At 69.4% G+C, this 26,597-nt stretch carries 30 protein-coding genes; 13 read left to right on the forward strand and 17 right to left on the reverse strand.

The features are described from left to right. Positions 1-8 precede the first annotated feature (8 nt). The 5 genes from ACZ7H1_RS10390 to ACZ7H1_RS10410 form a co-directional block, all read right to left on the reverse strand. On the reverse strand, positions 9-899 hold the full coding sequence (locus ACZ7H1_RS10390) for a phage tail family protein (protein WP_443298717.1): 891 nt from the start codon (positions 897-899) through the stop codon (positions 9-11). Continuing rightward, positions 896-5,833, reverse strand: a complete 4,938-nt coding sequence (locus ACZ7H1_RS10395; RefSeq protein WP_470785400.1) for a phage tail tape measure protein — start codon at positions 5,831-5,833, stop codon at positions 896-898. The genes ACZ7H1_RS10390 and ACZ7H1_RS10395 overlap by 4 nt, the downstream gene beginning before the upstream one ends. 133 nt (positions 5,834-5,966) lie before the next feature. Beyond that, positions 5,967-6,203 (reverse strand): hypothetical protein, encoded by a 237-nt coding sequence (locus ACZ7H1_RS10400; protein WP_443298715.1) that lies wholly within the window; start codon positions 6,201-6,203, stop codon positions 5,967-5,969. A gap of 116 nt (positions 6,204-6,319) precedes the next feature. Continuing rightward, complete coding sequence (locus ACZ7H1_RS10405; protein ID WP_470785402.1) at positions 6,320-6,901, reverse strand: hypothetical protein; 582 nt, start codon at positions 6,899-6,901, stop codon at positions 6,320-6,322. Positions 6,902-6,975: 74 nt separating this feature from the next. Further along, positions 6,976-7,464, reverse strand: coding sequence for a phage tail tube protein (locus ACZ7H1_RS10410; RefSeq protein ID WP_470785403.1), 489 nt, complete (start codon positions 7,462-7,464; stop codon positions 6,976-6,978). Between the two features lie 232 nt (positions 7,465-7,696). Here ACZ7H1_RS10410 and ACZ7H1_RS10415 point away from each other — a divergent pair, with 232 nt between their 5' ends. The 9 genes from ACZ7H1_RS10415 (at position 7,697) to ACZ7H1_RS10455 (ending at position 13,663) form a co-directional block, all read left to right on the forward strand. Next, on the forward strand, positions 7,697-8,371 hold the full coding sequence (locus ACZ7H1_RS10415; RefSeq protein WP_470785404.1) for a hypothetical protein: 675 nt from the start codon (positions 7,697-7,699) through the stop codon (positions 8,369-8,371). A 48-nt stretch (positions 8,372-8,419) separates the two neighbouring features. Continuing rightward, positions 8,420-8,659, forward strand: coding sequence for a hypothetical protein (locus tag ACZ7H1_RS10420; RefSeq protein ID WP_470785405.1), 240 nt, complete (start codon positions 8,420-8,422; stop codon positions 8,657-8,659). Between the two features lie 223 nt (positions 8,660-8,882). Continuing rightward, positions 8,883-10,118 carry a helix-turn-helix domain-containing protein gene (locus tag ACZ7H1_RS10425; RefSeq protein WP_470785406.1) on the forward strand — a complete coding sequence of 412 codons (1,236 nt, stop codon included), beginning with the start codon at positions 8,883-8,885 and terminating at the stop codon, positions 10,116-10,118. 130 nt (positions 10,119-10,248) lie between these two features. Further along, positions 10,249-10,581, forward strand: a complete 333-nt coding sequence (locus ACZ7H1_RS10430; protein WP_470785407.1) for a hypothetical protein — start codon at positions 10,249-10,251, stop codon at positions 10,579-10,581. Then, positions 10,578-10,787, forward strand: a complete 210-nt coding sequence (locus tag ACZ7H1_RS10435; protein WP_443298708.1) for a hypothetical protein — start codon at positions 10,578-10,580, stop codon at positions 10,785-10,787. The genes ACZ7H1_RS10430 and ACZ7H1_RS10435 overlap by 4 nt, the downstream gene beginning before the upstream one ends. A gap of 247 nt (positions 10,788-11,034) precedes the next feature. Further along, positions 11,035-11,955, forward strand: a complete 921-nt coding sequence (locus ACZ7H1_RS10440; RefSeq protein ID WP_470785409.1) for a radical SAM protein — start codon at positions 11,035-11,037, stop codon at positions 11,953-11,955. Continuing rightward, complete coding sequence (gene amcA / locus ACZ7H1_RS10445) at positions 11,933-12,193, forward strand: multiple cyclophane-containing RiPP AmcA (protein ID WP_470785410.1); 261 nt, start codon at positions 11,933-11,935, stop codon at positions 12,191-12,193. Before ACZ7H1_RS10440 ends, amcA begins: the two co-directional genes overlap by 23 nt. 62 nt (positions 12,194-12,255) lie before the next feature. Next, entirely contained in the window at positions 12,256-12,930 is a 675-nt protein-coding gene (locus ACZ7H1_RS10450; protein ID WP_470785412.1) for a pentapeptide repeat-containing protein, read from the forward strand. Positions 12,931-12,943: 13 nt separating this feature from the next. Beyond that, complete coding sequence (locus ACZ7H1_RS10455; RefSeq protein WP_470785413.1) at positions 12,944-13,663, forward strand: hypothetical protein; 720 nt, start codon at positions 12,944-12,946, stop codon at positions 13,661-13,663. 63 nt (positions 13,664-13,726) lie between these two features. Here the strand turns inward: ACZ7H1_RS10455 and ACZ7H1_RS10460 are convergent, their stop codons facing one another. From ACZ7H1_RS10460 to ACZ7H1_RS10475, 4 genes are all read right to left on the reverse strand, one after another. Next, entirely contained in the window at positions 13,727-14,155 is a 429-nt protein-coding gene (locus ACZ7H1_RS10460) for a hypothetical protein (RefSeq protein ID WP_470785415.1), read from the reverse strand. Next, the gene (locus ACZ7H1_RS10465) at positions 14,152-14,391 is read right to left on the reverse strand and encodes a hypothetical protein (protein ID WP_443298702.1); all 240 of its coding nucleotides are present in this window, start codon (positions 14,389-14,391) and stop codon (positions 14,152-14,154) included. Before ACZ7H1_RS10465 ends, ACZ7H1_RS10460 begins: the two co-directional genes overlap by 4 nt. Positions 14,392-14,791: 400 nt before the next feature. Then, positions 14,792-15,202: a DUF6093 family protein gene (locus ACZ7H1_RS10470; RefSeq protein WP_470785417.1), complete on the reverse strand. Its 411-nt coding sequence runs from the start codon at positions 15,200-15,202 to the stop codon at positions 14,792-14,794. Continuing rightward, the gene (locus ACZ7H1_RS10475) at positions 15,195-15,563 is read right to left on the reverse strand and encodes a hypothetical protein (protein WP_470785419.1); all 369 of its coding nucleotides are present in this window, start codon (positions 15,561-15,563) and stop codon (positions 15,195-15,197) included. The genes ACZ7H1_RS10470 and ACZ7H1_RS10475 overlap by 8 nt, the downstream gene beginning before the upstream one ends. 83 nt (positions 15,564-15,646) lie before the next feature. Here ACZ7H1_RS10475 and ACZ7H1_RS10480 point away from each other — a divergent pair, with 83 nt between their 5' ends. Both ACZ7H1_RS10480 and ACZ7H1_RS10485 read left to right on the forward strand, forming a co-directional pair. Continuing rightward, complete coding sequence (locus ACZ7H1_RS10480) at positions 15,647-16,315, forward strand: hypothetical protein (RefSeq protein WP_470785420.1); 669 nt, start codon at positions 15,647-15,649, stop codon at positions 16,313-16,315. Between the two features lie 726 nt (positions 16,316-17,041). Continuing rightward, positions 17,042-18,202 (forward strand): hypothetical protein, encoded by a 1,161-nt coding sequence (locus ACZ7H1_RS10485; RefSeq protein ID WP_470785422.1) that lies wholly within the window; start codon positions 17,042-17,044, stop codon positions 18,200-18,202. On the opposite strand, the gene ACZ7H1_RS10490 is transcribed toward ACZ7H1_RS10485, so the two are convergent. The 6 genes from ACZ7H1_RS10490 to ACZ7H1_RS10515 all read right to left on the reverse strand — a co-directional run bounded on the left by ACZ7H1_RS10490 (position 18,183) and on the right by ACZ7H1_RS10515 (position 21,763). Continuing rightward, positions 18,183-18,863, reverse strand: coding sequence for a class I SAM-dependent methyltransferase (locus ACZ7H1_RS10490; protein WP_470785424.1), 681 nt, complete (start codon positions 18,861-18,863; stop codon positions 18,183-18,185). The genes ACZ7H1_RS10485 and ACZ7H1_RS10490 overlap by 20 nt on opposite strands. Positions 18,864-18,941: 78 nt before the next feature. Beyond that, a complete protein-coding gene (locus ACZ7H1_RS10495; protein WP_470785426.1) occupies positions 18,942-19,262 on the reverse strand; it encodes a hypothetical protein in 321 nt (106 codons plus the stop codon). Positions 19,263-19,319: 57 nt separating this feature from the next. Continuing rightward, on the reverse strand, positions 19,320-19,511 hold the full coding sequence (locus ACZ7H1_RS10500; RefSeq protein ID WP_470785427.1) for a hypothetical protein: 192 nt from the start codon (positions 19,509-19,511) through the stop codon (positions 19,320-19,322). Beyond that, positions 19,508-20,557: a major capsid protein gene (locus ACZ7H1_RS10505; protein ID WP_470785429.1), complete on the reverse strand. Its 1,050-nt coding sequence runs from the start codon at positions 20,555-20,557 to the stop codon at positions 19,508-19,510. The genes ACZ7H1_RS10500 and ACZ7H1_RS10505 overlap by 4 nt, the downstream gene beginning before the upstream one ends. After that, positions 20,557-20,979, reverse strand: a complete 423-nt coding sequence (locus tag ACZ7H1_RS10510; RefSeq protein WP_470785431.1) for a head decoration protein — start codon at positions 20,977-20,979, stop codon at positions 20,557-20,559. Before ACZ7H1_RS10510 ends, ACZ7H1_RS10505 begins: the two co-directional genes overlap by 1 nt. A gap of 109 nt (positions 20,980-21,088) precedes the next feature. Beyond that, positions 21,089-21,763 carry a hypothetical protein gene (locus ACZ7H1_RS10515; RefSeq protein WP_470785432.1) on the reverse strand — a complete coding sequence of 225 codons (675 nt, stop codon included), beginning with the start codon at positions 21,761-21,763 and terminating at the stop codon, positions 21,089-21,091. 126 nt (positions 21,764-21,889) lie between these two features. Between ACZ7H1_RS10515 and ACZ7H1_RS10520 the strand changes: the two genes are divergently transcribed. Next, positions 21,890-22,402 carry a hypothetical protein gene (locus ACZ7H1_RS10520; RefSeq protein WP_470785434.1) on the forward strand — a complete coding sequence of 171 codons (513 nt, stop codon included), beginning with the start codon at positions 21,890-21,892 and terminating at the stop codon, positions 22,400-22,402. Here ACZ7H1_RS10520 and ACZ7H1_RS10525 read toward each other — a convergent pair. Then, positions 22,359-24,197, reverse strand: a complete 1,839-nt coding sequence (locus ACZ7H1_RS10525; protein ID WP_470785435.1) for a hypothetical protein — start codon at positions 24,195-24,197, stop codon at positions 22,359-22,361. The genes ACZ7H1_RS10520 and ACZ7H1_RS10525 overlap by 44 nt on opposite strands. Before the next feature lie 25 nt (positions 24,198-24,222). Between ACZ7H1_RS10525 and ACZ7H1_RS10530 the strand changes: the two genes are divergently transcribed. After that, entirely contained in the window at positions 24,223-25,089 is an 867-nt protein-coding gene (locus tag ACZ7H1_RS10530; RefSeq protein WP_470785437.1) for an abortive infection family protein, read from the forward strand. A 2-nt stretch (positions 25,090-25,091) separates the two neighbouring features. Here the strand turns inward: ACZ7H1_RS10530 and ACZ7H1_RS10535 are convergent, their stop codons facing one another. Beyond that, a complete protein-coding gene (locus ACZ7H1_RS10535) occupies positions 25,092-26,498 on the reverse strand; it encodes a terminase large subunit domain-containing protein (protein ID WP_470785439.1) in 1,407 nt (468 codons plus the stop codon). Positions 26,499-26,597 lie beyond the last annotated feature (99 nt).

Consider the following 26,597-nt stretch of genomic DNA (forward strand, 5'->3'; position numbering starts at 1 on the left):
CCTTGCAGTTAGAGAGCGATGTGCGCGCTGCGCCAGGTCACGGACAGGCGGGAGGCAGAGGAGTAGCCGCGGGCGGTCCACCACAGCTCGGTGGAGCCCGGAGGGATCTGAAACCCGTCGAGTCGGGAAGCACCCGACAGCGAGGTGGCGACGTTCTCGCTGCCGTTACGGAGCGCCCACCGGGTGCCCGGCCGGGTCTCGATGTCGATCCGCTCGCCCGTTGCCAGCGACACGGCCAGCTCCAGCAGCGCGCCGGTCTTCGGCATGTAGATCCGCGGACTGATCACCGGGCCCGTGATCCGGATGGTCGGCCACGCCGGCATGTCCCCGTCGTTGCGGACCATGCCTCGCCGCTCGTTCGGCACGGACGTGCCGGTGTTCAGCGGAGCCACCAGCGGCGCCTTGAGACCGCCCAGACCACGGGAGGACAGCGACAGCGTCAGCGACGACACCGTGTCCCCGTAGAACCGCGGATCGGCCGCGAACTCCACGTCCAACGGAACCCACCCGAAAGCAGCCTGCTCCCAGGACGGTTCAAGGCGCCGCAGTCGACCAAACAGGACGCGCGTGGGGCTCCCCGGCCACTTGATCCGCAGCGGCATCGTCGCCCCCGGAGCAGTCCGAACCGCCGCAGCGTCGGCCGCCTCCTGGAGGTCAGCGAGGATCTGCCGGGCCGCAGCCGGATCGCCGGGCGTCTTGATCGCGCAGTCGATACGGACCGTCCGGGCGTCGTACCAGTCCGAACCGGCCCAAAACCCATCCGAGCCCGGCCGGGAGACCAGCTCTCCGCGCACCGGGGCCCTGCCCAGGCCCTCCACCTCCGCGATCGGGATGGACGTGTCATGGCCGAGGACGACGCCACCCAGCTCGACCTGGAAGTCCTTCAAGGCGGCGCTCATCGCAGGCCGCCCCTCTTCGCGCGGCGAAGTTGATACGCCACCGAGGCCGCGATGTCGCTGGCGGTCGCAGCCGCCTTCGACACGTGGATGGTCTGCGTGCCGATCGCCGGGGCCTGCTGCACCACCACGACCTGCGGCCGGCCCGCGCCAGCATCAACCAGACGCTGCGGCGTCAGGCCGAATCCGAAGCGTCCCGCCGTCTCGGCCAGCACGTCCGTCGCCCGGCTCCGCTTCGACGCCGCGTGCGGGATGAAAGACTCTGCGACCGTCTCACCCTCGGCGAATTTGATCAGGCCACGGCCCGACCCGTTGAAGATCCCCGGCTCCCAGATGCCGCCGTTGGCGTAGGACAAGCCACGGTTTGCCCGCGCGAGGTCGGCCAAGAACCGCTCGGCCCGCGAACCGACCCCGCGCAGCTGGGACGAGGCCAGGTTGGCGACCTCAATCAGCCGGTCTTCCTCAATCCCCGTGGACTCGGCGACGTAGTGGATGCCCCGCCCGGTGGACAGAGCGGAGATGATCTTCACCAGGTCGGTGAGCTGATCCCCGGACAATGCCTTGTCGGCGGCCCGAGACGCCTTGTCCGCCTCGGCGGCCTTCTTCGGGTCCTTGACCGCCTGCTCGGCCAGCTTCTCCGCAGCCTCGTCGCCCTGCTCGGCAAGGCGAGCTGCCAGCGAGCCGTATCCGGCGGCGGCGAGCTTGGACAGGTTCGACTGGAAGGCGTCGGCGTTCTTGACCGCGTTGCCGAGCTGGTGGGCGTAGTCGGCCAGGGACACCCGGGCGGCCCCGGACAGCTTCTTCAGCTGCTCCGCCATCTCGTTGATGTACTTGGTCGAGCCCTTCGCCATCTTCCCGGTGAGCTCGATACCGTCCTCGCCCATCTCCTCCAGGGCATCGGCCACGTCCTGGCCGGCACGGGAAGCGATCGTGGACAGGTCGGCGCGCCACCGCTCCGTCTTCGCCGCGGACTCCCGCAGGTTCTTCTCGAACAGGGCCAGGTCGAAGGTCTCGTTGCCCTTCTTGTCCTTCCGCATGGACTTCGACCGCAGGCCTGAGCCGCTGCCCCAGCTCGGCGACGGTGACGGCTGGTAGCTCCAGTCCGACAGGCCGCCGCCCGCGAAGTAGCTGATCTCCCCGCCGAAGCGGCGCGCGACCTCTCCGAGGATCGCCTTCGACCGGGTCCGCTTGCTGCCGGCGAGCGGAATGTATGCCTCGCCCTGCGTCTCCGGCTCCGCCCACACCCGCCACGATCCGGCCGGGGCGATCTGCGCAACGTGCTGCTCCGATCGGACACCGCCCTCGGCGTAGTACGACACGACCCCGCCGTCCGCCTCGAAGCGATAGCCATCCGACCAGGGGCCAGGCCCCCGCGAACCGGAAGTCGTCCAGATGCTGTTGTGGACGGTGGTGACCGTCACCGTCCGGCCGGTCAGGGAGTTGATCGCACCCTGAATCGCGCTGATGTTGCCCGTGGCCGTGCCGGTGGGAACGGCCACGTTCACGTTCTTCGAGCCCGGAATCTCGGTGATCTTGAACCCGAGGTCGGTGAGCTGCTGGCGGGCGCCCTCGGTCGGCGCGGCCACGGTGACGTACTTCGAGCCGGGCACGCTGCCGATGGCGCTCTTGACGGCTTCCAGGCTCGCGATCGTCGCCGATGTGCCCGCGGTGGTCTGGACGTGCTTGGAGCCCGGCGTCGCGCTGATCTTCGCGATCAGGGCGTCCAGGTCTGCGCGCGCCAGATCGGTCGGCGCGGTGACCTGCACCGTCCGGTCCTTCATGTCGGCGATCTTGAAGCCCAGTTTCTCCAGCTCGGCGCGTGCTTCGTTCGACAGGGTCGAGATGGTGACGGTCTTCTTGTCCGGCGTCGCCTTCAGCGCCTGCTGCACCGCCATCAGCTCGGCCATCGACGCATCCATGCCGGCGGTCTGAAGCAGGATCGACACCTTCTCGGGGACCAGGCCCGCCTTGTCGGCCAGGTTCGCGGCCTGCTCGGCGGTCAGCCCGAACCCCTGCGCCGTGGCGATCGCCGATTCCCGCGCGGTCGCCATCTGCTTCTGCGCAGCCTGGAGCGCCTCCGGAACGGACTTCCCGTTGGCCTCAGCGAACTGGTAGGCGGCGAGCGCCGCATCCGCGCTGTTCGTGGACAGCCCCTGAAGGAGGTCGTACAGCTTCTGGCCGTTGCGAGTGACCGTGGACAGAGAACCGTCCATGTTCAGAAGGACCTTGCCGTATCCCTCCGCGTGGTCGACGCCACCCTTCAAGGCTTCGCTGGCGTCCAGCACGGAACGGTTCAGCCGGGCCTCGGCCGCCGACAGGTTCACCGATCCGCCGGCCAGGATGTTCAGTGCGTCGTGCAGAGCGCGGGCCCGCGAGTCCGCGTCAGCGGTGGTGTCAGACAGCCGCCGCATCGCGTCGGAGAACTTCCCGAACGGGCCCACCGAGTCGGCGGCGGACTTCGCCCCCGATGCCTGGGCGTCCGCCAAGTTCTTCGCGTCGGTGACGGCCTGCGACATCTCGCCCCTGACCGACCCCAGAGCGCGCGCGGCCTGGTCGTAGCTCTTGCCCGTCTCGGTGAACTGCCACTTCTGGGCACGGCCCTGGGTGACGAACTCGCGGTTCGCAGCCGCCGTCTCCCGCAGCCGGTTCTGGAGGGAATCGAGTCCGCCGTCTTGGCCGAGGTAAGCGTCCGTGAGCTGTCGGGCGGAGACTCCGACCTTGCCCATGACGTCGACCAGTCGCGCCTTGCCGTCGAGGACCTTGGCCTCCATCACGGCCTGCGCGGCGACGGAGCGCACGTTGTCGTTGATCGCTCCGTTCGACTCCCGCAGCGCCTGCGACAGGCTGCTGATCCGCGACCGGTGTTCGGCTGCCGCCTGCGCGGCCTTCTGCTGATGGGAGGCCAGCATCGACAGACCCACGCCGGCCGCCGCGATTGCGACACCCCACGGCCCGCCCAACGCACCCATGAGACCTCGGGCCGCACCACCGAGGCCGACACCGATCGACCGGGCAAGACCCTGAGCCGGACCCTCCGCCGCACGGAACGCCGCGCTCATCTGCCCGATGATCGGCACACGCGTCTGGAGCACGGCCAAGTGCTGACCGATACGGCTGACCGACTGCCCCTGCCGCTCGGCCAGCGCCGACTGCACACGCATCTGGTCGCCCCACGACCGGTAGGCGCCGACGACCGGACCGGACACGGTGCCAGCCAGACGGCTCATGACGGGCGCGACCCGGTTCGCCATCAGCATGGCGATGATCGCGGTCTGCACCGGGCCTGGCAGCGCCCCGAACCCCTGCACCAGCCAGGCCACGACCTGGCCGATCGGCCCCAGGACCTCGGAGAGACCCGATGCCCCGGCGCTGGCCATGTTCAGGGCGGTGGTGACGATGTCCAGCGCGGTCGCCCCAGCCCCGGCCTCACCAGTGACCTCGGCCAGAGCCTCCGCGATGGGAGACAGGCCATCGCCCAGGTTCTCGAGGATGTCCAACCCGGCACGGCCAGCGTTGACCACCACGTTGATCGCGGACGCGAGCGCATCGAAGGCCAGGTCCTTCAGCGGCCCGCCCATGCCCCCGGCCGCGTCCCGGATCGCGTCGAAGCCCTCCGCGATGGCCGCCGACGCCGACGGTTTCGCCAGCGTGTAGAGGTCGTGCAGGTAGTCCAGCCCGCCGGCCAGCGCAGGCGTTGCCGCGCCGAGCCCAGCCGTGAGCAGGCGGGTGACCTTCTCCAGGCCGGGCGCAGCAGACGTGTAGAGGACCTGGCCTGTCGTCTTCCACTGGCTCTTCAGCTGGGTGACCGCACCGGCGAGGCCCTTGGTCTGGGACTCCGCGATCTCACCGGCCGCACCAGTACGCCCGATCGCGGTCCGCATCTGGTCGAACGCCTCGGTGCCCTGGTGCGCCAGAGCCAAAGCGCCCTGAAGGGCGGGCTTGCCGACGACCTTCGACATCGCCGCGGCGAAGTCCTTGTCGGTGAGCCGGTGCCCCGCCTTCTCGAACCCTTCGACGACCTCACGAAGGCCCTTGAAGTTCCCCTGCGCGTCCCAGGCTTCGATGCCCAGCTCGGCCAGGCCCTGCTTCATCCGCTTCGTCGGGGCGGCCAGGTTCGTAAAGATGCCGCGAAGGGACGTTCCTGCCTTGGAGCCGAGGATGCCGGAACGGGCCAGCATGGCGACGGCCGTCGCGGTGTCCTCAATGGAGACACCGAGCTGAGCAGCGACGGGCCCGGTGTAGGACATCGCGTAGTAGATGTCCTTCAGGCCACCAGACGCCGCGTTCGCGCCGGACGCGAGGACATCGGCTGCGCGCCCCGCATGGTTCGAGCTGAGTCCGAATTGATCCATGACGTCACCGAGATACTTCGCGGCGTCTGCGGCGGACAGGTTGTCGGCGGCAGCCAGCTGCATGGCGGCGCGCCCGTTCGCTATGGAAGAGGTCGCGGTCTGGCCGGCCTTGGCCAGCTCCAGCATCGCGTCCGCGGCCTTGGTGGCCGACGTGCCGGGGATGGTGAGGTCGGCGCCGAGCTCGCGGGCTTTGGCCGCGGCCATCACCATCTCCTGGCCGGAGGCCCCGGTAACGGCGCCCCACTTCTGGATGGCGCGTTGGTACTCGTTGCCCTCCTTGGCTATCTCTGCGAACCCGGCAACGATGCCGCCGCCGACGACGAGGTTCCGAAGGTGGTGGGCTTCCTGCCGGGCGCCGAGCAGGCCCCGGCGCAGCTGCCGCATGGAGGCATCGCCATCTGAAGCGACCTGCCGCAGACCTCGGCGCGCGGCGTCGGAATCGGCAGCGATGCCGCGCAGCCCGGAAGCACCAGAGCCGACGCGACCGAGGGTGCGGTGGACAGCGTCGACATCGCGGCCGAGGGAACGCAGGGCGCCGGAGGCGCCTCGGATGCTGGAGAGCAGGTTCGCGGCGTCAGCGCGCATCTGCACGCTGAGCGTGTAGGACGACACCGGTCCGGTGCCCTAACTCCCCGCGCCCCTTCGGATGCGCCCCTACCGCCCCACGCGGTACGCGCCGGCCGAAGCCCGCACGCTGTTGAAGATCAGCGTACGGGCGTCAGCGTGCGGCCTGCTGCGCCTCCCAGGCCCTGCGCGGAACCAGACCGATCCGGACGCCGTACCCGTCCGGACCTTCGGGCACCGTCTGCTGCTCGGTCGCGATCAGCTCACAGCCCACGCACCGAACCGTCGTCGTGACGTACGCGAAGCGGTCCCCACCGTGCTCCTCGTCCCACTCGGCGGCCCGTGTCCCGCACTGCTCGCACACGCTGCGCCGGTACGCCTCGAACGCCAACGCCTTGACCCGGTCCGACTCCGACCACCGGCCGTCCCCCGCACCGACGAAGAACGAGTGCGGGATGCGGTACCGGTCGCACAGCTCTAGCTCCGCGCGCAGCCGCTCGTCAGCGATCAGCCTTTTCCCACCTCACCGGCCGTCGCACGGTTGATCTGCTGCGCCTGCCACGCTGCCGCGAACAGGCTGTTGGACTCCGCGACCGGCCAGTTGTCCAAGAGGTCCTGAGCCTCCTGCACGGTCATGCCGTCGACCTCCTGTCCGTCGTCGTCCCGCTCGACATGGGCCTCGGAGACCAGCGCGGCCGGGAAGCTCGTCGGGTTCCAGGCGTCGCCATCCTCGGCCTGGTCCTCCGTCGGCGGATGCTGCCGTATCAGCCCATCCAGTGCCGGCCGGGGCAGAGCCCGGAAGGAGAGCGTGACCGACACCTCGTCGAAAGCCTCCTGCGCGGCGACGAGCTCGGCCTCCGCCGCCTCCAGCTCCTTCTGCTCGCCGCCAGTCTCCGCGTCAGCCATCCGAAGCCGGGCCACGTCCAGCTTCGCCCGGTCCAGGCGCTGCTTTGCCGCCATGTCGTCGCACAGCTGAAGGAGCTGCTCGGGCAGCTGTCGGGCTCGGAGCCGGGCGAGCTTGCGCGCCCAGTGATCGTCGCGGCCGGCGGCCGGTGAGGTCGTCGGTTCGGTGGGGGTGGTGCTGGTCATCGGGAGCTCCGTGGTGGGGGAGGTCCCGGCCGGGCGAAGGGCGCCGCCCGGCCGGGAAGGGGAGGGCGGGGCGGTTACGGCTTCGGCGCGGCGGCCGGTACGGGCGCGTCCTGGAGCGGCTTCTCCGTGATCGAGAAGGCCACGGTCATTTTCGCGGCTTCGTTGTCGACGGAGTACTGCGGGGACCGGGAGCCGATGCGGACCGGGAAGACGTCCATCGACCGAGAGGCAGGTACATCGCCCTTGCGGAGGAAGACCACCCAGCCGGTGGAGTCCTTCGTGAGCAGCTGCTCGATCTCGTCGGCGACCTTGTCCTCGTAGAAGCCGAGGGACGAGTCGTCGGCCTGGTCGACGCCGGGGATCTTCGACTCGAAGGTGCTCCCCAGGTCGGGGGTCTCGATCGCCTGGTTCGACAGCGACCAGCCGTCGATCGCGGCGACCGCGTTCGTCAGGTCCGTTCCGGCGGTCAGTTCCGCCCGAGTAGGAAGGTGGCCAGAGTCTTTGACCGTCTTCAGCCACAGGATGCGCGTTACTCCGCGCCGGGAGTATTTCTGGATCTGCAAGGTCTGCTGTCCGATTCCGGGACGGCAGCCGCACGTCAGGGAGGCCCCCGTCCCTCGACGATGTCGGGGAACCGGCCCACCCGTTGATCGGGTTGGGCGTCCGCGCGGGGCCTCCGCGGTGAGGGTGTAACCCGCTGGCGGTGACCAGCGAGCCCTACCTGATCAGCCTACCGGCGTCCAAATGACGGTCGGATCAGCCTCAACTTGACCGCTGGAACGCTAGGATCGCCACGTGACCGACCACGGCCCGCACACGGAGCAGACGGCGCCCGCCAGGGCGGCCGCGGGCTGTGTCCTCGTCGCCCTCGAGCCGGACTGGACAGCCACCGAGACAACCATGATCAGGTCTGCGCGCTGGCTTTCCGAGCAGCCCGTCAACCCGCTCGTTGTATCGCCTGGCGTAGGCCGCCGCGCCGCAACCCTTCAGCTCTTGCAGGCAACAACGGCTATCGGGCACGGCGTTGACGTGGAGCTGAAGGACCGCAGGGTCCGCGACCTTCGCGCTGAAGGCTGGATCATCGGCGGTCCAACCCCTCCCGCACTCACCACACTGCCGACGCCCATTCCGCCGGACAGCCAGGGACCGCCGAGCAGCCTGGCGCTCCCTGCTCTGGAGCAGCCGCACGTACTCGACGTGTTTCAGAGCCAGTTGGCCCAAACGCTGCAACGAATGTCCAGCGCCGACCTCGCAAGGCTCGGCCGCAAGCTCGCCCGTCTGAAGCGGCAGATCCAAAGGGTCCTGGACCGGTTGCTGGGGGTCGGCAGCTACGAGTTCGTCTCCTACCTACCACCCCACGACACATCGCCATGTGGACTGCTCAGGATGGCCTCGCCTGAGATCCCACGCGGGCCGCAGCCCGGTCTCCACCTCGATGCCCCAGTACACCCCTGGGCGCTCGCTGCCTGATCTCCGGAACAGGCGGCTGCTGCGCCTGTTCATCGACATGGAGTTCCAGTGCAGCTCATCAACATCACCATCTCCGCGATCACGGAGAACGGGGTGGAATCAACCTTCGTCGCACTCGGTGCGGCGGTCCTCGGACCGCCCGTGACGAAGCGGCTCATCGGTCTCACCCGCGAGTTCTGGGGGCCCAAGGTGACGCGGCTCCGCCGAGTGATCGCGGACCGTGTGGCGCCGGCCGAGCTCGATCAAGGCCAGGACGAGGAAGTTGTCCGCCTCCCCGAGCGCGTCTGACTTAGTTCAGGGGGCGGGAGACCACTACGCGTGGGCTTCCGCCCCCGGGGGCCGCGCAGCGGGGGTCCTCCGCCCCGAGGGCCCCCTGCCCTGCGGCTGGTCAGGCTCCCCACGCGCGCCGATCGTTCTCGCTGAGTGGGATCCGTGGGCCAAAGGCCGCCTCTCGCCCCGTCGCGGCGGTACCTTCGCGTCAGACGTGTGGTCGCGGATCGGGGTGGCGGGTGTGAGCGGGTACATCGAGGAACAAGAGCGGATCGGGCAGCGGGTCCGGCGGCAGCGGCTCTCTCTCGGGATGACGCAGGCCGACCTCGCTGCCGCACTGGGCCGGACCCAGGGCTGGGTGTCCAAGCTGGAGAAGGGCCGGATCGAGCTGGACCGGGCGGGGCTGATCAACGCGGTGGCCGCCGCCCTGCACTGCCACCCGAACACCCTGATCGAGCGTCCGTACACAGGGGGCGGAGCCGAGACCAAGTGGCAGGTGTCCGCGGCCTCCATCCTGCGAGAGCTGCGCCGCTACGACCTTGCCCCCGTCTTCGACGGAACCCCGCGCCCGTCCGCGCTGCTGTGGCATGACATGAAGCGCCTTCTGCGGCTGCGTGACGCGGCGGCGAACGGGGCCGTGCTGAGCGAGCTGCCCGACATGCTGCGGGAGGCCCGCGCTCTTGCCGAGGTGTCCGCCGGCCACGAGCGTGAAGAGGCTTTCGCGATCTACGCGGTGGCCTGCAAGTTCGCCCACACTGCCGCCCATGCCCTCGGGCACCCCGAGCTTGTCGCGATGGCCTGCGAACGGGCCACCTGGTCGGCACAGCTGTCCGGCGACCCAGTGATGCCCGCGATGACATTGTGGATGCGGATGTGGGACACGTGGGCCTCCGCCGACTGGAACGACGCTCTCGCGCTCGGCGACAAGGCACTCGCCGGCATCGAGGCGGAGTACGAAGCCGGGGATCCGCTGGCCCTGCGCATGTGGGGCGCCCTGCACCTGCGGGCCGCGATCTCGTACGCGCGGGGCGGGAACGCGGCCGGATCGGATGAACGCCTGGCCCTGGCCCGTACGGCCGGCGAGCGGGTAAACGCCTACGTCGGGCCCGAGATCCACGACCGGCACTCGGTCACCTTCAGCCTCGGCAACGTCATCATCCACAGCGTCAGCGCCGCCCTGGAGATGAGCGACCAGACGAAGGCGCTCCGCCTCAACCGCGAAGCAGACCCCGCGCACATCGCGGTCCTGCCGAACTCCCGCCTCGGGCACCACCACATGGACCTCGCCCGCGCATGGCTGTGGGATGGAAACCGCGACCAGGCCCTGACCGAGCTGGAGACCGCCGAACGTATCGCTCCGCAACTGGTCCGCAACCACCCCGTCGCGCGGGCGACCTTGCGGAAGATCATCTATGCCGAGAGGGTCGCGACCCGTCAGCGTCTGCGCGGCATGACCGGACGCTTTTCGCTGGACTGATCTGCGGGTATTCCACGGATTCATATTCGCCGGTAGCCGACTGCATACGTTCCGTTGCATGACCTCTGCGCGTCGCACTGACCCTGACCGCGTACGACATCCAGCTGATGATCCTGACCCGCGCTGGCCTTTGCGCGGCGATCTCGCCTACGACACCGCCACCTCCCGTACGGGTGTGGTTATAAACATCCCGGCAGACACCGGCACCACGGTCTACCGCCTGTGCCCCGAGGGCGGAGGCGAGGACGGCTGGAACGCCACGCTCGACACCCTCATGCCCGCCGATGACGCGCCCGCCCCGGTTCCCCGCCGGAGCCCGGGCGGCGCGCTGCAGCAGGAGCCCGAATACGCGCCGTGGGACGACACCCCCGACGGCCCTGACCCCAGCCCTTCCCTGCGGGCCCGCGCCGAGCGAGGCATGGAGCGATTCCTGCGGGGTGCAGGAGAGGGCGGGCCATCGTGAGCAGCTGCCCTTCCTGGCTCCACGAAGGCGCCCGGATCTACGACCCGGCCAGGGGATGCGAAGCGGTCGTGCAATTCGTCGGCGAGTGGGAAGACCCCCGCACCAGGCGCGTCATATCCGAAGCGGTGTTCCTGCGCCCCGAGGGCGGTGGCGTGGAGTGGGTCGTCGCCGACCCCCAGGCACTGCGCCAAGCCGACGCCCGCTGACCCGCCCTCCCGGGTGGGCGCACCACTCGAACCCGATCGAGAGGAGCACGATGCACCCTGCATTACGGCTCGCGGACAGGCCCCGGTCTGTGATCATGCAGCCGACCACGAAGTGCCTCCCCATGGACTGCACGTACTGCTACCTGCCGTTCCGGAAGATGAACCACCTGATGCCGGTCGAAGTCGCGGAAGCGGTCGCCAAGCCGGTCAACGAATGGGCTGCCGACGATCCGGCCTTCGAGGTCGTGTGGACGGCGGGGAGCCGCTGGCCGCCGGCCGCAAGCACCTGGCCGCGCTCATGTCCCCTTTCGAGGGCGTCAAGCACAGCGTCCAGACGAACGCAGCCCTGTTGGATGACGCGTGGTGCGCGTTCCTGCTGGAGCACCAGGTCCACGTCGGCGTCAGCATCGACGGCCCCGAGGACATGAACACCCACCGCATCACCCTCGCCGGCCACCCCGGATTCCGTGTCACGATGCGGGGCATCGAGCGCCTGCGCCGCCACGGCATCCCGTTCTCCGCCATCGCGGTCGTCTCCGACCCGGCCCCCGCGGACGCGGCCCGCTTCTACGAATTCTTCGCCGAGCTGGGCGTGACCACCCTCGGCGTCAACGTCGAAGAGGAGGAAGGTGTCAACCGCGGGGCCAAGGACGCCGACTCCGTACGCGCGACGGAGTTCTGGGCCGCCCTCGCGGACGCCTGGCGGGCCAACCCGGTGATCCGGCTGCGGGAGATCCAGCGGGTCCTGAACTTCGCCAGCGCCGTTCTCGGCGGCCACAACACGGCGCCCACGCCCACCTCTGCGCCCTGGGATCCGATGCCCACCATCGCCTACGACGGCGGGGTGGTCATGCTCTCTCCCGAGCTTGCCGGGTTCACCGACGCCCGGTTCGGCGACTTCACCACCGGCAACGTGCTCAAGGACGGCCTAGACGTCCTCGTCGCCGAGGCGGAGGAACGCACCCCCTGGATCCCCGAGTTCTGGCAGGGCGTGGACGCCTGCCGCACCACCTGCCCGGCCTTCGCCTTCTGCGGGGGCGCCCACGCCGCGAACCGGTACTTCGAGCACGACGGCCGGTTCGACGGCACCAGGACCCGGTACTGCACCACCGCCAAGATCGCCCTACTCGAAGGAGTCACGCGACATGTCCGTGCACACGCCCACTGACGCCGCCACGCTCGTGATGGACTCGGCGCTGGGCTTCGAGTCCCTCCTCGAGGCCGCCGGTACCGCGGCGGTCGCCCGATGGGAGAACACCGGAGCCAACACCACCCGGAGCAACCCGCCCACCCCGCAGGCCGAGAACGGCAAGCCTCTCGCTGCGTTCGACAACCGGCCGACGTGGGACAACCCGACGGCCACCTTCGACAACCGGCCCAGCTGGGACAACTGGAAGAACAAGTAGCAGCAACCGACACAGGGGCGGCCCGCCGGCAGCGCGAGGCCGCCCCGACGACAAGGAGCATCATGGCCACCCGCACCTTCGGCCACGCCACCATCACCCTTCCGGAGCTGGACGAGCCCGGCCTCTACCTCAGCAACGTCGACAGCCTCGACAGCTCCCGCGGCAGCGTCCAGGACTTTGCGTACGGGGACGCCGACCTGCGCTCGCTCGACCTCGCGGACACCCAGCTCGTCACCGGCCGGATCACGGGCATCCAGGCCAAGCGGACCGAGTTCGAGTCGGTCAACCTGCACGGCGTGGAGATCACCGGCAGCGACCTAGGGTCGGCGCGCTGGACCGAGAGCAAGCTGACCCGCGTCCACGTCCGGGACTGCAAGCTCATGGGCGCCAACCTGAGCGGCCTGGTACTCGATGACGTCCTGTTCGAAGGCTGCAAGGGCGACTTCGCCACCTTCGAGAAGGTCCGCGTCACCGGGCCCGTGGCCTTCATCGGCTGCGTCCTGACCGAGGCCACGTTCACCGACTGCGACCTGTCCGATGCCGTGTTCACCGACTGCACGCTCCGGCTCACCGAATTCGGCACGGGCCGCTACCGCAACACCGACCTCCGCGAGAACGATCTGTCGGCAATCCGCGGCGTCGCGAACCTCACCAAGGTCCGCATCGACCCAGGCCAGCAGTCAGACCTCGCCGAAGCCCTCGTGAACGAACTCGACATCACCATCGGGGACGACTGACCGGGAGGACCCCGTGCCCCTGCACATCGCCTACGGCGACCCGTCCGCGCTCCGCGCCCGCTGCGAAATCGCCACCGTCCGCACCGCCCGCCCCGAGGAGACTGCCTACGAGCCCGGTGCGGTCGTCCCGGCCGGGCAGTGGCGTCCCATGACCGAGAAGGACATCAAGGCTGTCACGGCTCCGCGCAGGCCCCTGGACAGCACGCTGGTGGAGATCGTCCGGCCCCCGTACCGGGAAGGACTCCCGCTCGAAGACCTCACGCTCCCTCTCGGCGGCCCGGACGCGGTCTACCTCGGCCAGGCCCTCGCCAAGCCCGACGCGATCACGACAACCGACAACTACCAGGACGGGCGACTGATCGGGCTGCACCTCGACAACTGGGACAAGCTCCCGTACGCCGCCAAGCACACCGGGCGCCGCAGGATCGCCCTCAACCTCGGCCCTGGCAGCCGGTACCTCATCCTCGGCGCGATCGACGCGCAAACGGTGTGCCGGGCCGTCCACCCCGCCGACCACACCCAGCGATACCCGCACACTGACGACTACCGCACCTACGTGGCCAGCGGCCGGCCCATCCGCATCATCCGAATACGCCTCGCACCCGGTGAGGGCTATGTGGCCCCGACCGAGTACCTCCTTCACGACGGCTCCACCGAAGGCCAGGATCAGCCCTCAGCAGCCGCGTTCTGGCTCGGCCGGTGGAACCGTGGCGTCATGCCGTCACTCGTCTGACCCCAGCACACCAGACGGCGCGCAAATGCTGGCGGAGTCCTGGAAGCCGGGGCCCTGCCAGCATCAAGCCTCAGCTGTCACCGAGAACTTGTACCGCTGGACGCACGTCACGACGTCCCCGCTCGCGGGGTCCACGCCCTCGTCCACGAGAAGCTCCCGAGCCCACACGTTCAGGCCGGGAACGGTGACGGGGTACTCCCACCCGCCGGCCGCCGTGCGCTGAAGGAGCGCACGGCGCACTCGGTCACCGAGCCACTCGACCTGGTCGGTCCGGGCGCCGACGATCGTCACCTGAAAGGCGGGAGACGCGTCCTCGGAAGCATCTGAGAACGGCGCGCCGTTCACTGGCCCGCCGAGTGGGTACAGCACGCTGTACGGCAGCGGCGCCGGTCGGCCGTCCAGCAGCGGGAGCGCCCCGAGCCCGCAGGGCCTTCCGGTGGCCGCCGCCAACATGGCGCGTACAGCAGCCGTGAAGGGTGCACGGTCGATCACTCCGGGCCTCCGGAGAAGTGCGCGGCGGCCGGGCCTTCGATCGACAGGACGCCGTACCGGCACAGGCCGAGAGCATCCCATTCGGTGACACCAGGCGTAGTGATGATCGACAACGCCCGCTCGCCGTCCCCATCCAGCATCTCGGCGACGATCACCGCCCGGGACAGGATCCCCCGCTCGTGGCCGCCCAGAACCTCGGTCAGGGCTATCTCGACGTCGGCGGACAGCTCGCTCACAGGGCACGCTCCACAGCAACGCCAAGAAGACGCAAGACGGTCGGGCCCGTCGCCTCAAGGGCAGGTCCGGCGTGCGGGAACGGCGGCTGCGCGTACCGGCGACCGAGCGAGTCCGTGCCGACGAAGCCGTACTCCAGTCTCCGGGCCTGCGGGGCGCTGGTGCCAACCTCCGCGACCCACACCGGGCCACCACCGTGGACCTCGGACCGCCACGACGCCCGGTACTGGCCAGTGATCACCCGCGGGCCCGGGCGCCCGGACGCGCGAGCCCGGACCGCAGCGACGATCGCCGCCGCGCTGAATCTCACCGCCGCCTCCGACTCCCCGCGCAGCACCAACGCCCCCTGATCGAGAGCAGCCGCCAAGGCGGCAGGGTGATTGAAGGAGCCCTTCTTTCTGCTCACGATGCGCTCCGGTCGTGCTGCTCCAGCCACACCGTCCGCAGCATGGGGAAGGACGACACCTCGCCCAGCGTGGTCACCTCGTACGTCCGGCCCACGGCCTGCACGTCGCGTGCCTCGACCACCAGCACCTCGTCGTGATCCTCCAGCTCGGCAGCATCGACCGGCAGCAACAGCCGATACCCGGCTCGGATCTCCTCCGCCCACGCTCCGTCCCGGCCCCGGGAGCGGATCTTCTCCTGCTGCGGATACAGCCCGGCCTTGCCCTCGTACACGACGAGCGGCGCGGCAGGGCGGAGCTCGCCCGTGCTCGGGTCCAAGACCTCTTCCCCGCCGGCCCGAGTCACGCGGACCTTGTCCGGCATCATGTGCCGATCAGCGAAGCGGGCGATGCCGCGAACGTTAAGCACTGGCCGCCCACTCCCGCAGCTGGGCCAACAGCCCGCGGGTCAGCTCCCCAGGCTGGCCGTCCAGGTCATCGCGGTTCAGTACGGCCTGGTCGAGCTTCTGCCACTCCACCGCGTCAAGGAACCCGATCACCACATGCCGCAGATCCGCCGGCTCCGCCATCACCTCCGCGAGCCCGTCGAAGCCGAACCCCTGCCACTCGGTGTTGACGTACAGGGTGACCTCCGGGGCTTCACCCGGGGCCTGCATGACCCTGTAGACCTCTACAGCGGCGGAAACGTCCTGGCCGTCGAGCTCGATCACCGGAGGCTCATCGTGGGGCGCGGCGATCCGAATGCGACGGGACTGATCAAACTTGCTCATGCTCTGGACAGTAGGTGTGCGAAGCGCACGCCAACCTGGGCCTTCGCCGTACAGCCGCCCCCTGCCGTCGACATCCTGGCCGCGTGAAAACGGAACAGATCATCGCACTGTGGGGGTGGCCGGTAGCCCTCATGACCGCGATCGCGGCGACTGCCCTCGGTGCGCACCTCAACGCCCGGGCCACACGGCGGCGAGATGACCAGAAGGCCCGCGAGGAGTTGGAAGCCCAGGCGGACGAGTTCGCTAGCGCCGCCCTGGCCGTACGGGTAACGGGCTACACGAACGACTACCTCTGGAACGGCCGGAAGCCCTTGCTGAAGGCCGCGATGATGGCCGGAGCCCAGTTCGCCGCCGGCATGCTGGACCCGCGACGAAGCGGCGCATCCGCGACGTGGGAAGCCGCAGCTCGATCAACAGCTCTCCTCGCCTACCTGGACCGGGCGCGCAACCGCGCAGCTGCGGACGTCAGCGATTCCCTCAAGCATGCCCTCCGCGTCGCTATGCCCCTGGCCCGGCACGCAGACCCTGCTGTCGAATCCACCACCGACGCCGTGCTGGATGCGCTACTTCAGCACCGGAGCCAAGCGGCGCTCGACCAGCGGCTCCGGGCCTTCCGCGAGGCCGTGCGGAACGCAGCAACCACGCCGGTGCCGCGCTGGCGACGCACCGGCCGCACGGCTGCCGCCCTGCCTGGGCGATGGGTCCGGGCTGCCCGCGCCCGCCTTCGCCGAACCACACCAGTCGGACCCTGAAGTGCTGGCCAGGGACCGTCACGTTCGCTGCCGTAGCGTGAGCGATGTCCATTAATCAAAGCTGGCTGCTGTGCTTATCGGACCCGTGTGCCCCGCCCTCTTCGGAGTAGCGGGGCACTACCGTTTCCGCTCCCCGCACCGTGGCGCGATACCCACCCCATCCTGGTCTGACAAACCGAATGTGCGCGCTCCCGCGCGTACCGTAGGACGCCCACAAACTGCACGATATGGGAGAGCACGTGCACCCATCGCGCCCCGCGAACTCATTACGCGCGGAGAAGGCGTTCAAGGCCCTGCTGGCCGATGCTGGCGCCCAGCTCCTGGAAGCCTCCTGGCTGGGTAACTCAGAACCACACGCTGTACGTTGCGCCGCTGGGCATCTCGTGACTCCTCGCCCGGCCAACCTTCAGCAAGGGCAAGGAATCTGCCGGGTCTGTGCCCGACGATGCGCCGAGGCCGCGGAGGCAGCCTTCCGGGAAAGTCTCTCTGCGGCCGGCGCGACTCTCCTGGACTCGAGGTGGCGGGGTGTCCATGCCACGCACCGCATCCGGTGCTCCGCGGGTCACGAATCCACGCGCCGACCATCTGCGGTGCGACGGTCGGGCTGGGTTTGCCGATCCTGCCCACGCGGGGCGGGCTGACCGTTTTCTCTTCTGCCCGTTAGCGAACCCGGAAGCGTCGAATATCCCGACGTCGGGCGGACCAGAGGCTGGCTACGCTCTGCCCATGAGCCACCCTGATGCCGCCTACAGCTGGCTTCCTGATCACCAACTCCACGTCACCCACACTCTGGCCCACGTGGACCACACCATCGACCAGACCATCCGCCTCATACACGCGTACTCCGAGCAAGGCCCGCTCACCTTGGGAGAAGTCGCGGAAGGCGAGCGGTCGCACCTGGTGGTCAGGGCAATCGCACCACTGCCCGCCGCTATCCCACGTCTGGTGGCCGACGCCCTCACACAGCTTCGCGCTGCGTTGGAGCACACCCTGTACGCCGAAGTCGAGTCCCTTCTCGGCAGGCCGTTGGCCAGGGAGGAGGCACCCCGGATCGAGGTCCCTGCGAGTGCGACTGAGCGCGATTTCGATCAGTGGCTGAGAGGGCGGCGGCGGGCCGACATCCCCCCGCTGGTGGCCGGACAACCGCTGGTTGAACGTCTCCGCCGGTTGCAGCCCTTCCAGCAGACGGACATCGACGATCACCCGCTCAGGCTCCTGGCGATGCACACCAACTTGGCCAAGCACCGTATGCCAGCCCTCGCCGCCACGCGTGTCGGGGCCGTCTACCCCGACACCCCGGACCAAGGCGTCGAAGTGGCGATTGCTCCGGATCCGGGTGCCGGCCGCAGCATCGCCTTGACACAGGGCAGCGTCCTGGCCACCGTTCCTCGCGGAGAGCGGATCTTCCTGAACGTGTTCCCCACGGTTGCGCTGCAGCGCCCCCACACCGAGGCCTGGGTCGTAGCCGCAGCTGAGCTGGGGGCTCTGGAGAAGTGGGTGCGCACCGTAGCCATCCCGATCCTGGTCACGGGGGCAGCTGACGTGTCGAACCTGCCTCCGCAGCTGGATATCACCACGGGCCACAACGACGCCCGCCAAGCCCTGCTCGGCGCAGGACGCACCCCAGCAGCCGACCGTGCGACCGCCAGAATCAGCGCCGCAGTCTCGCGCGCAAGCCTTGTTGACCTTCTCGCGCCGCTACCGGACAGCCCGGGGCGAGATGCCCTGCACGCCTGGATCGCTTCCTTGGACGAAGCCCAAGTACTTGAGCGCATGCACCGTCTCGCTGCCGGCCAGGTGGTTGCCCTTGTCGGGATCCTGGCTGAGGCCCACCAGTTTGCGGTGACCCACGGCTCCGGTAGCCCCTCTACGGCCGGTGGCCGCTGAACACGCGGAACGACACAGGGGCCTCCCCCTCGTAGTCCAGCGTCAGCACCTCGTCGACGACCAGCCCGGCACCCGTGAGAAGCCCAGTCCACACCGGGGAGTCCAGCACGTACATGTCCGTCGGGATCTCCACGCCGCCCGCGAGCCGAATCAGCTCCCGCCGGGCAACGACCTCACTCGCCGGCCCCTGTCCGGTAACGCTGGTGTGCAGGGCTGAGAACACCAGCCGTCCCCCAGGGCGCAGGCCCTGGACAGCGGCAGGAACGATCCGCGCGGGGTCCGCGAACGGGAAGACGCTGACTGCATAGATCAGGTCGTAGGGCTCGGCACGGGCCAGATACTTCACCGCGTCGCCGTGCAGCAGGTTCAGCCCGGCCATGTCCCGGTACCGGTCCTGGGCCCGTTGGTGCTGGGTGGCCGAAGCGTCGATCGCGTCCACCACGGCGCCGTGGTCGCGCACCAGGTGTGCCGCGTGCCTGCCTACACCGCTCCCGACGTCCAGGACGCGGACCCCGGTGACAGGACCCAGCAACTCGGACCCGGGCCCGGTGCCCCAGCCCGCCCAGTCGATCCGGTCCACCTCGGGCAGCTCGGTCTGCCGGTCCAGGTGATGCCGGCCGTACAGCTGCCAGGCAGCGCGGTTCACGTCATCAGCGGTCATTCAGGAGCCCCCTCACCTGTAGCGGTCGCCGCGACGATACGACGCCCGAACCCGGTGAGGGGGCCGAACGCGGATCGTTCACCGCCGCTGGCGCGGAACCAGCGGTATGCCTGTGAAGACTTCAAGCGAGCCCTCGGCCACGTCATCCGGTGCGGCCTGCCCGGCGAGTTGGTGAAGGCGTCGTTCGAGGGCGGCCACGTTGCCGGACTGGTCGATCGTGGCGATCCCGTTGACGGTGACGCGAAGAGGTTCGGCCAGGAGGGTGCTGATCCGCTCGGTCAGGACCTCCCGCGCGGTGGCGCGAGCCGAGTGCAAGCGGTCATATCTCTGCGCGAGGTCGCTCGGGTCGGTGTCGGGCCCGAGCTGGGCCAGGAGCCAGCGCAGTACCTCGGTGTCCATGTGGTCCTTCCACGTACGGGGCCGGGGAGGAGCGGACTGCTCCTCCCCGACCGGGTGCTACGTCGTCTTGCGGGTGGTCTTCGGCGGAGCCGGTTCGGTCTCCCAGCACGCAGGGTTGGTGATCTGCTCGGCGACGGCTGGGTCCGTCACCTCTGTGCCCGGTGTCAGGACGAGCGGGACGCGCTCGACCGGATCGAGGACGTGGACCGTGGCAGCGAGGACGCCGAGAGCCTTCACGGCGGCGCTCACAGGACCGTCGCCGTGATGTGGCAGTCCGGCGAAGCCAGGACCGGCATGGCGACGGCGGCGCCCTTGGTCCAGATCTGCACCGGGTCATCCTGCGCATCCCGCGTGATCACGATGCCCGGCGCTTCCTGCCGTTCGATCTGCGGATCGGTGCCGCGAGAGAGGGCCAGGGACTCGGCGGTGGTGCCGTACTGGGTCTGACCCCACCGCTGGCGGTCCGGCGGCAGGAGGATCCACTTGTCCTCGGGCAGGACCCGCTTGGACACGTCGTCCTGCCACACCTGGGCCTTATACAGAGTGATCGGCGGCAGTCCGTACGTGCCGCGCACGGAGTTCACCTGCTCCGGGGTGAGCGCGGACGTCGGAGTCTGCCCGCCGGCCGGGGTGCCGTAGTACGCGGCCCGGTAGGCGCCGTTGCCCGCCAGGTGGGACGCCGCCCTACGCGAGGTGAGGACCATCTCGGGGGCCGGGGCGCCGATGGAGTCGAGGTAGTCGATCCACCGCAGTTCGTCCGCGAGCGGGTCCGCGTCCGGTGCGCTCCACGGTTTGGGGGCGGTCGGCATGTTCGCCGCGGGGACGCCGTAGTCCACTTCGACGGTCAGGCCGTTTTCTCCGGCCAGGGTGAAGCGGCCGTCCACGAGGACGTCACCGGCGGCGAGTTCCAGGCGGGAGCGGATGGCCTCTACATGTCGCTCGACGTCGTCGTAGAGCAGTTCGATCAGTCGGTCCTCGTCGGCGCCGCGTGTCGCGTCGAGGAGGAGCTGCTCCATTTCGCCCACGAGGAGCTTCTGCCCCAGGGCGGGCAGGGTGCCCTCCGTGGTCGTCTGCTCCGACTGACGGCGGGCGATCGGCACGGACGCGTCGTAGGCACGGTAGGAGGCCGTGTTCACGCGCCGCTTGGTGTTGCGGATACGCCACTTCACGTCCTGCACCTGCGTCTCCGCGAAGACGGCCTGCGTGAGCAGAAAGTCCTGCGGGTTCGGGATGGAGCGGGCGTAGACGGTGAGGTCCGCGACGGACACGTTCTTGAGCAGGTCGGCGATGCTCATCAGTTCACCGCCAGGAAGCGGATCTGAGCGGCCGCCGGGTTCGCGGCGATCTTCGTGACGTCGATGCCGCCAGGGATCTTCGATGCCTTCGCGGTCCCGTGCCAGAGCAGGGCTGCCGGGATCTTGGTCTGGCCAGAGGTGAACGCGGCCTCAGCGAACACCAGGCCAGCGAGGACCTGACGGCCGTCGGTCGCGGCAGGGTCGTACGCCCCGTACAGGCCGGACGCAGTGATGCGGCCTACAGGCACACCGGAACGCACGAAGCCGTGCGGGCCGGCAGCGGTGGGTTCGACGTAGTGGGTGCTCTTGGCGAACTTGGTCAGATCGAGGGTGATCGTCTCGGTGGAATCGGTGCCGTGCCGGGAGGCGAGCCAGTCCCGGTCAGCGGTGAGGGTGACGGTGGTGGTGGTCGGCTGGATCAAGCCGCTTCTCCTATGTGCAGGAGCGGCCTGCTCTCACCTGATGGTGGAGCGGTCCACGAGGAGTGCGGGGCGTGGTCCCCGAAGGCGCGCGGTCGGACTTGCGCGCGGGTCAGGAGCTCGGCGGCAGCAGGCCGCGGCGCCGAGCCATCGCGAGACCGCCCTCACCCGGCTTGGGAGCCGGACCGCCGGGGCGGGCCGGAGGCGCGGACGCCGGGGCGCCACCTGGAGCAGGCGGAACGTGACCGGCGCCCGGAACGGCTACCCGGAACAGCTCCGGCCGGCGGCCCTGAAGGTCGGTGACAGCCTCTTCGAGAGCCGTGGCGTCGGCGTCGTCAGGAAGCCGGAGCAGCGCCACCGCATCCTCCAGGTTGTCGCCGACCGCGCCTCGCCCGGCGAGCGCGGACCGGCGGACGGCGCTGCGCTCCCTCGAGACAGCAGCGGCCTCACGCTGGGCTGCGGCCGTCTCCCGTGCCGAGAGGTCCTGCTCACGGCGCTGCGCGTCGGTGAGCTGCTCCTGCTCTGCGTCACGCTGCTGCGTGACCCACTGCTCCAGCTCGGCCGCAGAGGTGAACCCCAGCTTCTCGACCAGGTCGCGGCGGCCAGCTCGGGACCCCTGATCCTTCTCGCGGGCCATCATCTGCTGAAGCTGCTGCTGCCCAAGGGTGACCTGCGGCTCACCCCCGTTGGAGGGGTCTTCCGAAGAGGCGCCCAGGACGGGGTGGATCGGACGGCCGTCGCGCCGGTAGCCAAGTACGGCGCGCGGAGGCGGGAGAAGGCGGGACATCAGGACGTGACTCTCCTCGACGTCCCCGCGCCAAGATCGAGTGTACGGAGCCCAGCGGGACGCCTTCGGCTGGCCGGAGCCGCCCACCTGGCATGATCATCGGCAGACGACCAGGTGGGGGGCACCGTGGAAGACAAGCAGGTCTCGCTGGACAAGACGCCACAGCGGCAGCCGAAGGTTCGGCGGAACGCCATCGTGGCCGGGGCCGCCACCGTTGCAGTCGGCATCGGGATCGCGCTGTGGCAGCCGTGGCTCGACAGGACCCCGTTCACCGTCTACCAGGTGGCCGTGCAGGACGGTGAGTACACCAAGCCCGGTTCGAGTCCGGGTACCTGCGTACGGACGGCTGCCTCAGAGGAGGAGCGCGTCATCCTGGACGAGGACGGAACGCGACTCGCCTCAGCCCGGGATCCGCGCGAAGGCGAGATCCTGGGCGCGGAGTTCGGCGAGTTCGCCGGCGCCTGCCTCTTCGTGTCGAAGATCGACGGTGTGCCGGGAGGGCTAGGCACCTACGTCACGCAATGGGGCGGCGGCACGAAGCACACCATGTCCGAGGAGGACCTGCGGGAATCGCTGGAGTCACAGCGCGAGCGGGTCAAGACGTGGAAGCGGGAGAACTTCCGGCCTCCGGAGGACTGACCGGCCCCGTCGCGGTGCCCGATGCCTTCCCGGCGGCGATCCGCTCGATCTCCGCGCTGGCATCACCGATCGGATATCCGGCCTCATCCAGCATCCGCACACCTGTCTCCAGCGACAACACGCCAGCACCCACAGCGCGTACGACCTCGTCGAGGACGGCACTGCGATCCGTGGGGGTGTGCGGGCCGAACACCAGCCGCACCGGCGTGCTCGCCCCGGCAGGCCAGCCCTCGGCCTGCCCTGCCTGGTGGAGCCGCTGCACGAACCTGAGCAGAAGCGCGTACTTATGCGCGCGGGCCAGGCGCATGGATTCCACGAGGGAATCCAGCGGCCCCAGGGAGAGCTGAAGGGCGTATCCGCTCGGGGCCTTGGACGGGTCGGCGGTGCCCAGGCTCACCGCAGGAAGCCGGGCATTCACCGCAGCCCGCTCGCGTACCTCCTCGACCCGCGCCCGCAGTTCCGAGAGCTGCCCGGAGGTGTCGAGGACATCCATGCGCCCTCCGTCGCCCAGTTGGAACACCGTGCCGGGCTCGACGGCGAGAGGTCGCGGCCGGCCGGTCACCCGGTCCACCTCGGTGCGCACCCCGGCCAGGCCGATGATCGGGGCCCCGGTCGTGGCAGATGCGCGGGCCGAGTCCGTGTCGGACTCCGCGAGCTCGTCCAGGGCCTGCATGACGGGCGCCAGCGCGGACTGACCGAAGTGCTCGCCGTCCGACACCGAGTTCGTGAGATGCACGATCGGGAGGAAGTCGATGCGTAGATCAAGCCGGTCCAGGACTTCCCCATCAGCCCTGGTCTTGAACCGGGCCTTCTCCACCGGCAGGTCATCGAGCAGTTGCCCAAGGCGGAGGTCGTCAAGGTCCCACTCGGCGTCCGTGAGGTAGCAGGTGACGCCGGTGGGCCGGTCTGTCCACGGATAGGTGCGCTCGATCCGCCCTGTCTCCGGGTTGATCACGTCGCCCTGTTCGAGGAGCCACCCGCCGGATCCGTCGGCCACCAGATCCCGACGGCCGGCGCCCGTGCTGCGCGTCGCCGCGAAGATGGGCCCGAGCTCGTAGGTGATCCGCCGCACCCGCGCCTTCGTACCGCGGGCAGGGTCTTCGGGTATCTCCCACGCCAAGTGGACCTTGGACGGGTAGTCGCCGGGGTCGGCATCCTCATCGAGCACGGGGAAGTAGAACCCGGGGTCGATCGTGCGCAGTCGAACGCGGGCCTTGTCGGGGTCCCAGGCCAGCAGGTACACGGCATCGCCGAGCAGCACCGCTTTCCGCTCGGCAGCCTGCATCCGCAGCGGCAGCAGCTCCTTCTCCGCCCAGTCCCGAAGGCGCTGCTGGACCTGGGCGGCGGCGATCGCATCGGGGGATGGCTCCTCATCGCCCGCGTGCTCGGCACCCGGCGCCACGATCTGCTGCGCCCTACCCAGCAGGTGCGCGAGGGTGGTGTTTACGAAGACGGCGGCGTCGCCGAACTCCCGCCTCTCACCGCCCGCTTCATTACCGGTGAGGACGGCCAGTTCACCGGCCTGGTTGGAGTCGTAGGCCGCGAGGATCTTGTAGGCCGCCAGGCGTCGAGCGGCCTCGGGCGGCAGCCAGCCCGGCCGAGCCGCCGGAGCCAGAGCCCGGTGGGGGAGGCCGGTGCTGGCGGTGGTCATCATCGGCTTGTAGTTCAGCCACGACCAGGCGTCGGAAACGAACTCGCGCAGGCCCAAGGTGCTTCCTTGCATTCGGCCCCGCGCCGGTTCCAAGGCTACGTGTAGGTGCTGGTCGAGATTGCTGCGGAAATCCCGGGCGCCCACGGCTCGGTGACCTCTACCGTGAAGCATGTCTGCCTTCAGGGGGTTCCACATGCGGTCCGGGATTCAGCCGGAGAAGATCGTCCTTGCCGTGGTGAAGGCGATCGAGGCAAGCTTCAACGGCGGAGACTGGTTGAAGTTCGGGTACGAGACTGGCCACGCCGACCGTGTGCGCGACCACCCGCGCCTGCTTCGTAGCCTCGACTTCCACGACTCTGATTACTCGGAGCACGTCTTGGAGATGGTGGAGTCCATCCTCCGCCCCAGGCGGGATAGGGACCTCGGCCGCGGATACGCCGTTGAAGTGCGTGAGATCGACCCCAAGGCCGTCGCCGTGGCGGAACGTGTACTCGACTTGGAGACCTGGCTAGCCACGAACGACTCCGCCTTGCACCAAGAGCTTTACGGTGCATATCACTCCGAAGCGATCGTGGACGATCTTCAGGGACCGGCGGAATCTTTGGGGATCCAGGACGTACACCGGCACGCGACGCGTATCCGCCAGGGCCTCCGTGACGATCCCGCGCTAGCCATCGGGGCCGCCAAGGAGCTCTTGGAGTCAGTGCTGAAAGCGGTACTTGGCCTTCACGGAAACGGTAAGGAGACCAAAGAGGACCTCCCGAAGCTGGTGAAGACAGCAGCCGTTTCGCTCGGCCTCGACGCCGGGGGAGTGCGCGGTGACGAACCGGGTGCCGAATACCGGCGGAAGATGCTCCAGTCCCTGACCACGATGGTGATCGGAGCGGGTGAGCTGCGGAACGCCGGGCTTGGAACTGGGCACGGACTCAGCCAGGGGCCTGCCCCCGACGTGGCCACTGCCCGACTGGTCGTCTCAGCAGCAGCGGCAGCAGCCACGTTCTATATGGAGGTGTACGAGGCTCAACACCCGAGCTGAGGCTACCGGCGGCCGTCCAGGCGTCCGTCCCGGTAGCCACCGGATCCAGCTCCACCGTGCTGGGGACTGGCCAGCTCGGTGAGCGCGTGAACGGCGGCGTCCATGCGGTCCGGGCTGTCCATGCCCGCGACCCATGTCACCATCTGCTGCTCCAGGGTCGGCCACTGCCCGACGTGGTGAACGCGGCCCTGCTCGTAGAGCTGGGCGATCGGCTCGGCGCGCAGCCTCTTGCCCTTCTTGGCGGTGACCGGGATGACTGCGGGCATCAGCATCTGCTCGGTCTTGTGCTCACGGTGCAGGTCCTCCCACGCCTGCGCGATCACCTGGCGGCTCATGTCCCCGCCGTAGTTCGACTCGACCACGATCGCGTCGGCCCGAAGCTCGATCGCCAGTAGGCACGTTTCTCTGCCCCAGGAGTCCGCGCCCCGGTTTCCGCTGCGGTCATCGAGGACGTACAGGTGCCCGTCGGTGTCGCGTGCCGCAGCGATGATGCCGGTCTCGTCCCCGACGGCGGACTCGCCGCCGGCCGGGTCGACTGCGACGACGATCCTGCTGAGGTCGATGCCACGGAGCTGGGCGGCAGAGATCCGGTTGTCGGTGATCCACGCCCAGTCCCACACGCCACCGTCCTGCGGTCGGGGCTGCTGCATGTACAGCGACCACCAGACCCGCTCACCGACGGACGCGCGGATCTCTGCGAGGGCCGCCTCGTCGTACCGGTCAGGCCAGAGCGCACCGCCGACGCCTCGGCCGAGGGCGTCATCCTCGGCGAGTGCCAGCGCGGGAAGGTCGATGACGGTCCACCGGTGCCGCTCCTCGGCCAGCACACGGCCGGCGAGGTCGTCCTCATCCCAGCGAGTCTGGATCAGGATGACCGACCCGCCGGGTTCGATGCGGGTCAGGAGGACGGCCTGCCACCACTCCCAGAGGCGGCGCCGCATGGTGGGCGAGCTGGCTTCCGCAGCGTCCTTGATCGGGTCGTCCACCACCGCCAGGTGGGCGCCCTTGCCGGTGAGGCCGCCGCCGACGCCGGCCATGACCGCGCCGCCCTCGGTTCCGAGCAGGTCGAACCTGTTGGCCGCGGATGAGCCGGGGCGCAGGTCGATCCCGATCTGCGGGCCGTACGCGAGGATCGCATCCCTGATCCACCGGCCGTGATCATCGGCCAGGTCAGAGGAGTACGAGGCGATCATCACCCGGTGTTCCGGGCGCCGCCGCAGGTACCAGAGGGGTGCCCATCGGGCGGCACGGCGGGACTTGCCGTGCCGGGGCGGCATCGTGAGCAGCAGGCGGGTGGGTACCCCGGCGGCGACCCGCTCGAAGGCATCGTCAATCAGCCCCAGGTGCGGGGCCTGCATCTCCTTACCGTCCGTGAGAACGGCCGCCATCGAGCCGGGGGAGCGGTCCATCGCCATCCCCCGCTCGATCTGAGCGAGTCGGGCGCGGAGCTGGGGTGTGGAAGCTGCGGCGATCTCACGGCGGCGCGACGCGGGAAGCGTGCGGTACAG

The organism is Streptomyces sp. NPDC037401, assembly GCF_055602345.1.

Coding starts and splice junctions, on each gene's coding strand:
- ACZ7H1_RS10390 (WP_443298717.1), bottom strand. CDS start 899: ATGAGCGCCGCCTTGAAGGACTTCCAGGTCGAGCTGGGTGGCGTCGTC.
- ACZ7H1_RS10395 (WP_470785400.1), bottom strand. CDS start 5,833: ATGCGCGCTGACGCCGCGAACCTGCTCTCCAGCATCCGAGGCGCCTCC.
- ACZ7H1_RS10405 (WP_470785402.1), bottom strand. CDS start 6,901: ATGACCAGCACCACCCCCACCGAACCGACGACCTCACCGGCCGCCGGC.
- amcA (WP_470785410.1), top strand. CDS start 11,933: ATGTCCGTGCACACGCCCACTGACGCCGCCACGCTCGTGATGGACTCG.
- ACZ7H1_RS10450 (WP_470785412.1), top strand. CDS start 12,256: ATGGCCACCCGCACCTTCGGCCACGCCACCATCACCCTTCCGGAGCTG.
- ACZ7H1_RS10475 (WP_470785419.1), bottom strand. CDS start 15,563: ATGAGCAAGTTTGATCAGTCCCGTCGCATTCGGATCGCCGCGCCCCAC.
- ACZ7H1_RS10485 (WP_470785422.1), top strand. CDS start 17,042: ATGAGCCACCCTGATGCCGCCTACAGCTGGCTTCCTGATCACCAACTC.
- ACZ7H1_RS10490 (WP_470785424.1), bottom strand. CDS start 18,863: ATGACCGCTGATGACGTGAACCGCGCTGCCTGGCAGCTGTACGGCCGG.
- ACZ7H1_RS10495 (WP_470785426.1), bottom strand. CDS start 19,262: ATGGACACCGAGGTACTGCGCTGGCTCCTGGCCCAGCTCGGGCCCGAC.
- ACZ7H1_RS10505 (WP_470785429.1), bottom strand. CDS start 20,557: ATGAGCATCGCCGACCTGCTCAAGAACGTGTCCGTCGCGGACCTCACC.
- ACZ7H1_RS10515 (WP_470785432.1), bottom strand. CDS start 21,763: ATGTCCCGCCTTCTCCCGCCTCCGCGCGCCGTACTTGGCTACCGGCGC.
- ACZ7H1_RS10530 (WP_470785437.1), top strand. CDS start 24,223: ATGTCTGCCTTCAGGGGGTTCCACATGCGGTCCGGGATTCAGCCGGAG.
- ACZ7H1_RS10535 (WP_470785439.1), bottom strand. CDS start 26,498: ATGGACCGCTCCCCCGGCTCGATGGCGGCCGTTCTCACGGACGGTAAG.